We start from the raw sequence: 12943 nt of genomic DNA on the forward strand, positions 1-12943 counted from the left end.
TGTGCCGGCCCGCCCCGTGAGACATCTGTCAGACCGCCTTCTCCCAGCCTGACTTGCAAAGGAGACATCATGGACATCCCCGATTCCCGCCGCCGTGGCCTTCTGTTCGGCGCGGCGCTTTCACCTTTTGCCGCCCCCGCGCTGGTGTCCGCCGCGCAAGCGGGCGATGCCCCCCAAGACCCGCCCACAGACCAGATAGACCTGACCCATGCCTATCCGTTTTACGGGCCGGGGCCGCAGGCGGGCATCGCGACACCGCCGCAGCGCCATATCGTCTATATGACCTTCGATCTGACCTCGACCGACCCGCGCGATTTGCAGATATTGCTGGCCCGCTGGTCGGCCTCGATCGCCCAGATGATGAAGGGCGAGCCGATCAGCAAGGTCGATCCGGGGCGGCCCAATGCCGGTGCGCTGGATACGGGCGAGGCGCTGGATCTGGCGCCGGCCTCGCTGAGTGTGACCGTGGGCTTGGGGCCGGGGGTGTTCGATGACAGGCTGGGATTGCAGGCCTTCCGTCCCAAAGCCTTGCGCCCGCTCAAACATCTGCCCGGAGACGCGCTTTTGCCCGAGATTTCGGGGGGCGATCTTTCGCTACAGGCCTGTGCGGATGATCCGCAGGTGGCCTATCATGCAGTGCGGGTGCTGGCACGGCTGGCCAAATCCACCGGAACGGCGGCCACTCGCTGGGCGATCATGGGGTTCGGTCGGGCTTCGGCAGGGGTCGGGCAGAGCACACCGCGCAATCTTCTGGGGTTTCGGGATGGCACCCGCAATATCGTCACCGAGCAGGACCGCGCGAAATTCGTGTGGTCCGACAATCCCGGCTGGGGGGCGGGGGGCAGCTATCAGGTGGTGCGTAAAATCCGGATGTTCATCGAAAGCTGGGATACAGACCGCGTGGATGACCAGAACGAGGTCTTTGGCCGTTTCAAGGTGTCGGGAGCGCCGCTGACCGGCACGCATGAATTCGATACGCCCGATTTCAAGGCACAGGGGCCGCATGGGCCCGTGATTCCGGCCAATGCACATATGCGTCTTGCGGCGCATGAGCATCATAACGGGCTGAAGATCCTGCGGCGCGGGTATAACTATACCGACGGGATCAACAGTCTGGGCATGCTGGATGCGGGGTTGTTGTTCCTGTCCTACCAGAATGATCCGCATGCGTTCGAGACGCTACAGACCCGTCTGGGGGCGTCGGACGCGCTGAACGAATATATCTCGCATATCGCATCGGGCGTGTTCTTCGTGCCGCCCGCCCCACCCGAGGGCAGCTATATCGGTGCGCATATGTTTGCGTGAGCGAAGCACCTTCCCCAGCGGCATAAACCCCGCGGCGGCCTGTCGCGGGGACTTTTTGAGAGACGCGCGGGGGATGTGGGGGCGCAGGGCCGTGGCCCGCACCGTGCCGGAGCAGAATGCGGGCTCGCCTTCCGTTGCGCGCCGTCTGTCACGGCGCGGCGGGATCAGCGTTGCGGCTTGGGGGGTGTCATCTTCGCCAGAAAGGCTTTGAATTCCTTTTTCGAGATGATGCCATCGTGGTTGCGGTCCAGCTCTGCGCCGCTTGGCGGTCGGGGATGGTCGGCCTTGCCTTTGGGGGCCGCGCCCTTGGGAGCCGCATGGCCGGATTTGGAAGGCGGCGGGCCATCGGGGCGGGGGGCATGTTCGGCCATGAACATGTCGAATTCCTTTACCGTGACCCGTCCGTCATGGTTGCGGTCCATCTCTTTCAGGCTCGGCGGGCGGGGCGGTTCGTCTGCCTCTCTGGCCGGCGGCTTGGTCTGGGCTAGGGCCTGTGTGCTGACGACCGGCCCGCAGGCCAGCAGCGCGGCCAGAGCCACGGTGCCAAAGGGGAGAACACCCGACTGTTTCATGCGTTAATCCTATATGCTTCGACATCCGGCCTTTGTCAGACAAAGGCCGTCTTTTCCGAACGGAACGGGCAGGGGCTTCCGTCGGGCCGGACCGGCCCATATGGCTGTTAGCGATGGCGGATCAGTAAACTCAGCGCGAGCAGGCAGAGGGCGGTTGCCAGAATGGCAAAACCCGTTGCCAGCGGTGCCAGCGGCAAGGCCAGTGTCAGCAGGCCGAAAATTACCACGGGCACCGAGATCGCCAGATAGCTCACCACGAAATACAGCGAGATCACTCCGGCGCGGTCGGTGTCCGGTGCCGCCGCTCCGATGGCCGCCAGACCGGAGCGGAAGGCGAGGCCATGTCCGAGACCGGCGACCAGCGTGGCCAGAAGGAGCAGCGGCAGGTTCTGCATCTGGAAGGCAAAGGCCATGATCGTCGTGCCCGCGCCCAGCACCAGACAGCCCAGTGGCCCGCGCCAGCCTGCGCCGATATGGCCGACCAAGGCCTGCCCGAGGGTTGAGGCAAGGAAAATGAACCCCGCGACGAAGCCGATCAGAAGCGGGCTGTGATAGCCCATGATCTGCCCCAGAAATCCGGGAATGACGGCCGAGTAGAAGCCGAACACCATGAACCCCGCCACGGCGGCAATCGCGGCGGGCAGGAAGGCGCGGCGCACTTCGGGGGGGAGTGCGAGCGATTGTGGCGACCAGTCCGGACGGGCCGCTTTCGTGACGCGTTCGGGCACATGGCGGAAACAGAGCGCAGCCAGACAGATCAGCGCCAGATGCAGCAGATAGGGTGTCAGCAAGGGCAAAGGCATCAGCAGGGCGGCGGCTCCGGCCAGCAACGGGCCCGCGCCGAGCCCGCCCATATTGGCGGCGGTCGCGACCAGCACGCCCAGCTTCACATGGCGGGGCGGCGCAAGGTCCATGACGGTTGCGGTGGCCGTCGAGGCAAAGATCCCCGCCGACAGCCCCGAGATCATCCGCGCCAGCAGAACCAGCCAGAGCTGCCCTGCCAGACAGAAGACCAAATCGCTTGCCACCGAAAGACCGACACCGGCATAGAGCATCGGTTTGCGCCCGATCTGGTCGGACCAGCGCCCCGTCAGCACCAATGCGGCAATCACCCCGCCCGCATAGACCGCAAAGATCACGGTGATCATCGCCTGCGATAGATCCATCTGCTGCCGGTAAAGCGTGTATAGCGGCGTCGGCAGGGTGGTGCCCGACATCGCACAGAAGAACAGCAGGGCCGCAATCAGGAACAGGCCGATGCCTGCGCGCGCGTCGCGGGGGGAAGAAACGGCATCGGTCATCAGGCGTCCTCGCATGGGGAGGGTCAGCATGACCTAGCTTATCATTTCGGGCAAGCGGTTCCGATGCGCCTAGAACCACTGGCCCGGTTCGATTAGCCCCAGATCGAGAAGCTGCTGCGAGTTCCACTGGAAGGGCTCGGCATTATACCAGCGGAAATCCTGAATGGCCCAGGACGAACCGGGATTGGTTTTCAGCGCCTTGGCAGCGCGGAAGGACAGGATCGCGCCGGTCAGGTTATGATGCCACGGGCAGGAATAGGTGTTGTATTCCTCGTCGCTGAAGGTGTGATCGGCACGCAGCGTCAGCCCCTGTGCCGCCGAGAACAGGCCGATGCGGTCGATCTTGCGACGGTTTTCGCGCACATGTTCCTCGAAGCGCCAGCGCAACCCGCCAAAGAAATCGAGCTGCCGCTCCTTGGGGTGATTGTGGTTTTCGGGGTCGAGCCGTGCCAGCGCGTAATAGCCCGCGCGGTCCAGCATCGCATCCTCGCGGCTGACGCCATTGGGATTGCCCTCCAGATCGGCGGTATAAAGGTCGATCACATAGGTCAGCATCGCGGGGCGCCGCTCTTCGGTATGGAAGGCCAGCATTTCGCCCACGCGGCGGGTCTCGCTGAACGGATAGAAGAGATATTCGGCGTTATAGCAATAATACAACCAGACCTTGGGCGGGGTCAGGCTGATGGCCAGATTGACCGCCGCCACCGTCGCACCCGGTTCATGGGTGTCGTAATCGACCCTGTGAACCCGCGCCTCGAACCCTTCGGGCAGGGGTAGGGCCTGCGGCATGAAGGCGATCACCTCTCGGAAGCCACAGTTCAGATGATGGGCCAGCGTGCTGTCCAGCTCGACCTCGTCCTCGACAAGAATCAAGGCCACCGGCCCTTTGGCAAACAGGGACTGGCCCTTGCTGGCAAGATCATCAAGAGAAGAAAATAGCATGGAGCGTCCGGTCTTTTGCGCCAGATTTCCCCAAGAGGCAGGTGATTACAAGAGCGTGATCGCCCGAGCCTGCGGCGCGGGGCATTCTTGCACCACCTGCCATTGCCTTTCTGGTCTGTGAAAACATCACTTTTGGCCGCAGCTTGACGGGCGATGCTTGCTCCATAGGGCAATCTCCGGTATCGGGCAGGCTGCCGATCCGCCACATCCGCCCCCAATCTGTCCGCCAGGAGGTTTCTCTGATGCCCGATTCCAAGCTTGATACCGTTGAGACGCCCGCCGTTCCGGTGCTGAAGAAGCTGCATATCAAGACCTACGGCTGCCAGATGAACGTCTATGACAGCGAGCGTATGGCCGAGGCGATGGGCGGCGAGGGCTATGTCCTGACCGACAGCCCCGAAGAGGCCGATATGGTGCTGCTGAACACCTGCCACATCCGCGAGAAGGCCGCCGAGAAGGTCTATCACGAGCTGGGCCGCCTGCGTCCGCTCAAAGAGGCCAATCCGAACCTGAAGATCGGGGTGGCGGGCTGTGTGGCGCAGGCCGAGGGCGAAGAGATCCGCCGCCGCATGCCGCTGGTGGATATGGTGGTGGGCTCGCAAAGCTATCACAAGCTGCCCGCGATGACCCGCGCGGTGGATCGCGGCGAGAAGCCGGTGGATACCGATTTCCCCGTCGAGGATAAATTCGAACATCTTCCCGAGCGCCCCGTGCAGGCGCGCCCCACTGCTTTTCTGACGGTGCAGGAGGGCTGCGACAAATTCTGTGCCTTCTGTGTGGTGCCCTATACCCGCGGGGCCGAGGTCTCGCGCCCTGTGGCCCGCATCCTGGGCGAGGCGCGCAAGCTGGTCGAGAAGGGCGTGCGCGAGGTCACCCTTCTGGGTCAGAACGTCAACGCCTATCACGGCGAGGGCGAGGATGGCACCTGGTCTCTGGCGCGACTGGTGCGCGAATTGGCCAAGATCGAGGGGCTGGACCGGATCCGCTATACCACCTCGCATCCCAACGACATGGAAGACGATCTGATCGCGGCCCACGGCGATGAACCCAAGCTGATGCCCTATCTGCATCTGCCGGTGCAATCGGGCTCCGACCGTATTCTGAAGGCGATGAACCGCAAGCATACGGCGGCGGAATATATCCGCCTGATCGAGCGTATCCGTGCCGCCCGCCCCGATCTGGTGCTTTCGGGCGATTTCATCGTGGGCTTCCCCGGCGAGACCGATCAGGATTTCGAGGACACGATGGAGCTGGTGCGCAAGGTGGGCTATGGCGCGGCCTATTCGTTCAAATATTCCGCCCGTCCGGGCACGCCTGCGGCGGATCGTACCGATGCCGTGCCCGCCGAGGTGGCCGATGAGCGTCTGCAACGTCTGCAGGCGCTGATCACCCAGCAGCAGCGCGCCACCCAAGAGGCGATGGTCGGGCGCGAATGTTTCGTGCTGTTCGAAAAGCCGGGCCGTCAGGAAGGCCAATGGGTCGGCAAGTCGGATTATCTGCAAGCGGTTCACGTTAAAGGTGAAAATATCCGCCCCGGCACATTGGCACGGGTCCGCATTACGGCGTCGGGCCCCAATTCGCTTGCCGGAGAGCTGATCTGATAAACCGGTTTTGGCGGATCACGTAAAAACCATGCGAATCCGCCAAAATAGAAACAATCCGTGGTTTTTTGGGGACTTGTTTCCATAATCACTACTACATCTTGCGTCTTTACCCTTCCATTGCGTCACTTTTTTGCTAATCTGCCGTGAGTTGGACATTTTGCCGCCCGCTGCATGGAAAATGCCGCTCGGGATGGCATTTAGGGGGACGAGACGGTGATCAGCACTCTCTTGCAAAAAATGAAGCCGGTGGCCGGCTTTGCCCTGGCGGCTGGCATGGTTTTCGCCATTGGCTTTGCCCCGGCACAGGCGCAGCAGACGCGCGCCGAAAAATATATTCCCGGCATCTGGATCGACCCCGATGGCTGCGAGCACTGGGTCATGGATGACGGTGCCGAAGGGTATATGGACAACCGCATCACCCGCGACGGGCGTCCGGTCTGCCACCGCAATGTCTGCGGCATCATTCCGACCGATACGCTGTTTGCCACCGACCGTTCTGCGATCTCGGTTGCGGGGCGTGAATATCTGCGCAACTTCTTCCGCACCGCGCAGGCGCGCAGCTTCATCATTACGGGGCATACCGACAGCCGCGCCTCTGACGAGTATAACATGAAGCTTTCCAAGCGCCGCGCCGAAGCCGTGGCGGGTGTCGCCCGCGAGGTCGGGGCGCCGGTGCTGGCCGTGAACTGGTATGGCGAGCGCCAGCCGCGCGCGACCAATGCCACCCGCGAAGGCATGGCGCAGAACCGCCGCGTTGAAATCATCTGTGTGAAATAAGGGGCCGGTATCATGACTGCCATAAAGACACTCGTGCTGCTGGGGCTGGTGGGGGCAATGGGCGCCTGTACCGCCGTCGGTCCGGACAAAAGCCGTGACCGCGGTTGGGGGTCGAAAGATCTCAGCCAGTTGAAAGCCGGTATCTGGATCGATCCGGAAGGTTGTGACCACTGGATCATCGATGACGGTGTCGAGGGCTATCTCTCGGCGCGGCTTGATGATTACGGCAAGCCGATCTGCTCGGGGGCTGGTCCTGCCGCCACGGCTGTCGGTCCGTTCAAATCGGGCTCGGATATTCCCGACCCGACGCCGGGCTACTGATTCTGTGTGATTTTGCCGGAACTTTCGGGGTCCGGCGCGCAATTCTTGAACCGCACGCCTGTCGTGCGGTTCTTTTTTGTCTCAGATTGATGAAATCTCGCGGCATGGATCGTTGCAGACAAAAAGCAAGACTTGCGCAACACACATCTTGGGGGCACCATATTTACTAGGAATCCAGCCAGGAGGATGTATTTGGGCTTCAGTGCGATAACCCCCCCGCCCAGCTCTCAGGATGCCCGCGAGACACTTCTCGAGTTTCCTGATAATAAACTTCTGATCGATCTTTGCGGCGAGTTTGACCGCAATCTCGCACGGATCGAACAGGCATTATCGGTGCATATCCTCCGACGTGGCAACCAGCTTGCCGTCGTGGGTGCACCAGAGGCCCAAGCCCAGGCGGCTGCGGTTGTGCAGCACTTATACCAGCGGCTGGAAGCCCAGAAACCCATTGAAACCGGCGATATCGATGCCGCGCTGCGCGCCACCGAGCTGGGGGGGACCACGAGCTTCGAAGACCAGCTCGAGATGTTCGCCAAAGGGCAATATGAAATCCGCACCCGCAAGAAACAGGTCGAACCCCGTACCGAGGCGCAGAAAGCCTATGTGCGCAACCTGTTCGAGAACGAGATGGCCTTTGGCATTGGCCCTGCAGGGACCGGCAAGACCTATCTGGCGGTGGCTGTGGGTGTGACCATGCTGATCTCGGGCGAGGTCGACAAGATCCTGCTGTCGCGTCCGGCCGTGGAGGCGGGCGAGCGTCTGGGCTTTCTGCCCGGCGATATGAAGGACAAGGTCGACCCTTATATGCAGCCGCTTTATGACGCGCTGAACGACTTCCTGCCGCAAAAGCAGCTGGCCAAGCTGATGGAAGACAAGCGCATCGAGATCGCGCCTCTGGCCTTCATGCGCGGTCGCACGCTATCGAATGCCTTTGTGGTGCTGGACGAGGCGCAGAACGCCACCACCATGCAGATGAAGATGTTCCTGACCCGTCTGGGGCAGGGGTCGCGTATGGTGATCACCGGCGACCGCTCTCAGGTCGACCTGCCGCGGGGGATGCCCTCGGGGCTTGCCGATGCCGAGCGTATTCTGGACGGGGTCGAAGGGATTTCCTTCAATTACTTCACCTCGAAGGATGTGGTGCGCCATCACTTGGTCGCGAAGATTATCAACGCCTATGAAAAAGCCGAAGGCTGACGGCGTCTCTATCACAACCACGAGAGCGGGCCAATGGCCCGCTTTTTTATGTCCGTAGCCCGCCAGCTTGGCATTGAACAGCGATCAAATCTTGGGCAGTCTTCCCCTGCCTGCGAAAGAATGCCTAACTTCTCGTAGAAAAGGGACAATCTTCTCTTTCTCGTTATTTGTTATCCGTGGCAGCGTGCAGGGATAAGAACTGTCATCTAGACGTCAAAAACGGCGCTTAAACGCGGCGGGGGCAAACCCACGCCACGACCGACTTCGGGGAGAACGACTTTGAAACGAGTGATGCAAAAGTCCGCAATGTTTGCGGCAACCCTGCTGGCCAGCACCGCGCTGGTCCATGCGCAGGACCTGACCGAGCTGGAAGCTGCCGCCAAGAAAGAAGGTATGCTGACCACCATCGCCCTGCCGCATAGCTGGTGTGGCTATGGTGACGTGATTGCGGGCTTCAAGGCGAAATATCCCAAAATTGAAGTGAACGAGCTGAACCCCGATGCGGGCTCTGCGGACGAGCTGGAAGCTGTACGCGCCAATAAGGGCAATACCGGCCCGCAGGCCCCCGATGTGCTGGATGTGGGGCTGTCTTTTGGTCCGCAGGCCAAGGACGAGGGGTTGTTGCAGCCCTATAAGGTCTCGACCTGGGACGAGATCCCCGACACGATCAAGGATGCCGACGGCTACTGGTATGGCGATTACTACGGCGTCATGTCCTTCATGATCAACAAGGACCTCATCGACACCAACCCCGAGGACTGGTCCGATCTGCTGAACTCCGACTATGCGGGCTCGGTGGCGTTGGCGGGTGACCCGCGTGCCTCGAACCAGGCGATCCTGTCGGTTCTGGCGGCCGGTATGGCCGAGGGCGGTGCTGCCGGTAAGGACGCGGGCGAGAAGGGGCTCGAGTTCTTCAAGAAGATGAACGAGGCGGGCAATTTCGTCCCCGTTATCGGCAAGGCGGGCACGCTGGCACAGGGGGCAACCCCGATCACCATCATGTGGGACTATAACGCCCTCGCTGCGCGCGACACGCTCAACGGCAACCCGCCGGTTGATGTTGTGGTGCCGAAATCGGGCGTTCTGGCGGGCGTTTATGTGCAGGGGATTTCGGCCCATGCACCGCACCCGAATGCCGCCAAGCTCTGGATGGAATATCTTTACTCGGACGAGGGGCAGAACCTCTGGCTGAAGGGCTATTGCCACCCCGCGCGCTTCAACGCGATGTCGAAGGCGGGCAAGGTGCCGCAAGAGCTTCTGGATGCGCTGCCCCCCGCAGAAGCCTATGAAAAGGCCTATTTTCCGACCCTTGACGAACAGGCGGGCAATAAGGACGCCGTGGTGGGCGGCTGGGATAGCGTCGTTGGCTCCAACGTCCAGTAAGCATTGATCTGTGATGCCCCTGCACCTGTAGCGCGGGGGCATCCACCTGTTTCGAAATCGGAAAACCTGTGGCCGACCACTCTCCTGCCAAACGCCGGATCCGCCTGACATGGCTGGGGCTTTTGCCCTTTATCGCCTTTATCGTGCTGTTTCTGGCCCTGCCGACGATGAAGATCGTCATCGGTGCCTTCCAGCGGCCCGATGGCAGCTTCACCCTGTCAAACCTTGCGGGGCTGTTTACGCCCACAATCCTCAACTCCTACTGGATCTCGATCAAGATCTCGCTGGCCTCCTCGGCCATCGGCTGTCTGGTGGGCTTCCTGATGGCGGCGGGGATGGTGCTGGGTGGCTTGCCCAAGGCGATCCGCGCGCCGCTTCTGACCTTCTCGGGCGTGGCCTCGAACTTTGCCGGTGTGCCGCTGGCTTTCGCCTTTCTGGCCACCCTCGGGCCGCTGGGCCTTGTGACCATGTTCCTGCGCCATGAATTCGGCATCAATCTGCGCGCGATGGGGTTCAACATCCTCAGCTTCTGGGGCCTGACGATCACCTATCTCTTCTTCCAGATCCCGCTGATGATCCTGATCATTACCCCCGCGCTGGATGGCCTGAAACGCGAATGGCGCGAGGCGGCCTCCTGCCTTGGCGCGACAGGAGCGCAATACTGGCGCATCGTGGCGCTGCCGATCCTCTTCCCGACGATCCTTGGCACTTTCGCGCTGCTCTTTGCCAATGCCTTTGGGGCTGTGGCCACCGCCATCGCGCTCACCGGCTCCTCGCTCAACATCGTGCCGATCATGCTCTTTGCACAGATCCGCGGTGATGTGCTGGGCGACCCGCATTTGGGCTATGCGATGGCCTTCGGGATGATCCTCGTCACGGGGCTGGCCAATGTGATCTATATCGTGCTGCGCATGCGTTCCGAGAGGTGGCTCAAATGACCAAGGCAGCCTCATGGGCTATCATGATCCTCGGCCTTCTTTATTTCATCCTGCCGCTCTGGGGGATGGTCGAGTTCTCGCTCTCGATGCGGCGCGGCGTCTATAGTTTCGACGCCTATGCAGCCGTGCTCTCGGACCCGCAATTCCGCCAGACCTTCAGCTATTCGGTGCTGATGGCGCTTCTGACCATCCTCTTCGGCATCCTGCTGGTGGTGCCCACGGCGTTCTGGGTGCAGCTCAAACTGCCGCGCCTGCGCCCGCTGATCGAGTTTATCACATTGATGCCGCTGGTTATTCCGGCAATCGTCACGGTCTTCGGCTATATCCGGCTTTATAATACATCAAGCTGGCTGCCGCTGACCGGCACCACTTTGGGCACCAATTTCCTTCTGGTCATGGGCTATGCCACGCTGTCGCTGCCCTATATGTACCGCGCCGTCGATACGGGGCTGCGCAGCATCGATGTGGCCACGCTGACCGAGGCCGCGCAATCGCTTGGCGCGGGCTGGGTGCGCATCATCGGGCAGATCATCCTGCCCAATGTGCTGGTGGCGGTGCTCTCGGGCTCGTTTGTGACCTTCGCGATTGTCATGGGCGAGTTCACGATGGCAGCGCTTCTCAACCGTCCGGCCTTCGGGCCCTATCTGCAGCTTATGGGCGCCAATAAAGCCTATGAGCCCTTTGCATTGGCGACCATCGCCTTTGTCATCACTTGGGCCTGCATGGGGCTGATCCAGCTGGTCACACGTTTCACCAACCATACCAAGGCGGGTCGATGAGTTTCCTGACGATTTCCCATCTGGAGAAAAGCTTCGGCGCGACCCGCGTCGTCAAGGACTTCAATCTCGATATCGAGAAGGGCGAGTTCATCTCGCTTCTCGGGCCTTCGGGCTGTGGCAAGACGACCGTCTTGCGCATGGTTGCGGGGTTTGAAACGCCCTCGGCGGGTTCGATCACCATCGACGGGCGCGAGGTGTCGTCTCTCAAGCCCAACCAGCGCAATATCGGCATGGTATTTCAGGCCTATGCGCTGTTTCCCAACCTGACGGTGGCGCAGAATGTGGGCTTTGGCCTGAAGGTGCAGGGCGTGCCCGCCCGCGAGATCGCGCCGCGCGTGGCCGAGATGCTTTCGCTTATCGGCCTGCCCGAAATGGGCGAGCGCTATCCCTACCAGCTTTCTGGCGGCCAACAGCAGCGGGTGGCTCTGGCGCGGGCCCTGGCGCCCAAGCCGCAGGTCCTGTTGCTGGATGAACCGCTTTCGGCGCTTGACGCCAAGGTGCGGGTGTCTTTGCGCAACGAGATCCGCGCCATCCAGAAAGAGCTGGGCATCACCACCATTTTCGTGACCCATGATCAGGAAGAGGCGCTGTCGATGTCGGACCGGATCGTGGTCATGCATCAGGGCATCGCGGACCAGATCGGCACGCCCTTCGAGATCTACAACACCCCCGCCACCCGCTTTGTGGCGGGCTTTGTGGGCACGCTGACCACCGTGCAGGCGCAGGTGATCGACGGGCCGTCGGGTCATGTGAAAATCGGCGGGAACGAGATCTGGCTCTACCGCGAGGTAACGGGCTCCGAGGTGACGCTGGGGCTGCGCCCCGAGATGCTGCGTGTGGGACCGGCCGATTTCAATGCGGGCGAGGCCGCGCTGGCAGGCACCATTCTGGATGTGGATTTTCTGGGATCGGTCATCCGGTTGCGCGTCGATCTGGGCGGCGAGGTGCTGGCGGTGGATCTGTTCAATACCACCCGCGCGGCCCCGCCTCAGGTGGGCGAGCGGGTCAGCCTTGCGCTCCACCCGTCGGATGCCTTGGTGATCGGGGCCTGACGCCCCGACCCTTGATCTCCCCGCCGTGGGGCTGTGTGACCTCAGTGGAACCGGGTGGGGCGTTCTTCCCAAGGGTCGATGACCAGCAAAAGCCGCGTCTGGCCCGTGCCCGAAATCGGTGGGGAGCGGTGCAAGACGCCGGAGCCTTCCTGTCCGGGCCAGAGCGTGCCGCGCATCAGCCCGACATCGCCCGTGCCAAGCTGGGCCATGATGTCGGTGGCGGTCCCTTGTGTGCCGGACGCCAGCGCGAATTGCGTTGCCTCGCCGCGATAGGTGCACAGCATCCGCGCTTGTAACCGGTCGATATGAAACCGGCGGCAGGCGTCGTTTTCGATGACATCAAGGCGCAGGTTCAGCCGTGTGACGGGGAAAATATCGACAAACACCCCCACCAGACATTCGATATCCGCCTGAAACGCGCGTCGTTCCGGCCCGTCCGGCGTGCGGGCGTCGGCAAAGCTGCGCTCCAGCACCCGCGTCACATCGCGCAGCGCAAGACATTCGGCGCGCAGGGCGGGCAGGCGCGCGGCCGGCAGGTGGTCCAGCCAGTCCAGCAGACCCGCCGGCAGGCGACGCTGCCAGAGGCTGGCCCCGACCCCCGGCGCCTTGAGGCTGCGCAGCACGTTCGCGGTGCTGCCTTGCAAGATGCCCTGTGCCAGATAACGGGCCTCTGGGTCTTCGGTGCTCAGGCGGTCCAGCAGATCATGGGTCATAATAGCCTCGGATTTTACGTTATAGTATAACATAACAAAAGAATCCGGTGAGGCAAGCC

General features: G+C 62.0%; 13 protein-coding genes. 9 read left to right on the forward strand and 4 right to left on the reverse strand.

Annotated features, from left to right (window positions below; translation table 11 throughout):
• Positions 1 to 69 precede the first annotated feature (69 nt).
• Positions 70 to 1305: a Dyp-type peroxidase gene (locus AC2ISB_RS13795; protein WP_330629276.1), complete on the forward strand. Its 1236-nt coding sequence runs from the start codon at positions 70 to 72 to the stop codon at positions 1303 to 1305.
• Positions 1306 to 1469: 164 nt separating this feature from the next.
• Here the strand turns inward: AC2ISB_RS13795 and AC2ISB_RS13800 are convergent, their stop codons facing one another.
• The 3 genes from AC2ISB_RS13800 to AC2ISB_RS13810 all read right to left on the reverse strand — a co-directional run bounded on the left by AC2ISB_RS13800 (position 1470) and on the right by AC2ISB_RS13810 (position 4120).
• A complete protein-coding gene (locus AC2ISB_RS13800; protein ID WP_339109850.1) occupies positions 1470 to 1877 on the reverse strand; it encodes an EF-hand domain-containing protein in 408 nt (135 codons plus the stop codon).
• Between the two features lie 107 nt (positions 1878 to 1984).
• Positions 1985 to 3178: an MFS transporter gene (locus AC2ISB_RS13805; RefSeq protein ID WP_486576952.1), complete on the reverse strand. Its 1194-nt coding sequence runs from the start codon at positions 3176 to 3178 to the stop codon at positions 1985 to 1987.
• Positions 3179 to 3247: 69 nt separating this feature from the next.
• On the reverse strand, positions 3248 to 4120 hold the full coding sequence (locus AC2ISB_RS13810; RefSeq protein WP_486576953.1) for a glycosyltransferase family protein: 873 nt from the start codon (positions 4118 to 4120) through the stop codon (positions 3248 to 3250).
• A gap of 242 nt (positions 4121 to 4362) precedes the next feature.
• Here AC2ISB_RS13810 and miaB point away from each other — a divergent pair, with 242 nt between their 5' ends.
• The 8 genes from miaB (at position 4363) to AC2ISB_RS13850 (ending at position 12171) form a co-directional block, all read left to right on the forward strand.
• The gene (gene miaB, locus AC2ISB_RS13815; protein WP_486576954.1) at positions 4363 to 5721 is read left to right on the forward strand and encodes a tRNA (N6-isopentenyl adenosine(37)-C2)-methylthiotransferase MiaB; all 1359 of its coding nucleotides are present in this window, start codon (positions 4363 to 4365) and stop codon (positions 5719 to 5721) included.
• A 276-nt stretch (positions 5722 to 5997) separates the two neighbouring features.
• A complete protein-coding gene (locus AC2ISB_RS13820) occupies positions 5998 to 6501 on the forward strand; it encodes an OmpA family protein (RefSeq protein ID WP_330629632.1) in 504 nt (167 codons plus the stop codon).
• 12 nt (positions 6502 to 6513) lie between these two features.
• Positions 6514 to 6822, forward strand: coding sequence for a hypothetical protein (locus tag AC2ISB_RS13825; protein ID WP_330629281.1), 309 nt, complete (start codon positions 6514 to 6516; stop codon positions 6820 to 6822).
• Positions 6823 to 7008: 186 nt separating this feature from the next.
• Positions 7009 to 8019 (forward strand): PhoH family protein, encoded by a 1011-nt coding sequence (locus AC2ISB_RS13830; RefSeq protein ID WP_330629282.1) that lies wholly within the window; start codon positions 7009 to 7011, stop codon positions 8017 to 8019.
• A gap of 306 nt (positions 8020 to 8325) precedes the next feature.
• Positions 8326 to 9402, forward strand: a complete 1077-nt coding sequence (locus AC2ISB_RS13835; protein ID WP_486576955.1) for an ABC transporter substrate-binding protein — start codon at positions 8326 to 8328, stop codon at positions 9400 to 9402.
• 68 nt (positions 9403 to 9470) lie between these two features.
• Complete coding sequence (locus AC2ISB_RS13840) at positions 9471 to 10340, forward strand: ABC transporter permease (RefSeq protein WP_339109853.1); 870 nt, start codon at positions 9471 to 9473, stop codon at positions 10338 to 10340.
• Complete coding sequence (locus AC2ISB_RS13845) at positions 10337 to 11119, forward strand: ABC transporter permease (protein ID WP_330629285.1); 783 nt, start codon at positions 10337 to 10339, stop codon at positions 11117 to 11119. Before AC2ISB_RS13840 ends, AC2ISB_RS13845 begins: the two co-directional genes overlap by 4 nt.
• Complete coding sequence (locus tag AC2ISB_RS13850) at positions 11116 to 12171, forward strand: ABC transporter ATP-binding protein (RefSeq protein ID WP_330629286.1); 1056 nt, start codon at positions 11116 to 11118, stop codon at positions 12169 to 12171. The genes AC2ISB_RS13845 and AC2ISB_RS13850 overlap by 4 nt, the downstream gene beginning before the upstream one ends.
• Positions 12172 to 12212: 41 nt before the next feature.
• Here AC2ISB_RS13850 and AC2ISB_RS13855 read toward each other — a convergent pair whose 3' ends face one another.
• Positions 12213 to 12884, reverse strand: coding sequence for a DUF1826 domain-containing protein (locus AC2ISB_RS13855; protein ID WP_486576956.1), 672 nt, complete (start codon positions 12882 to 12884; stop codon positions 12213 to 12215).
• Between the last annotated feature and the right edge of the window lie 59 nt (positions 12885 to 12943).

The sequence above is a fragment of the Thioclava sp. NS-SX20 genome, from assembly GCF_057380695.1.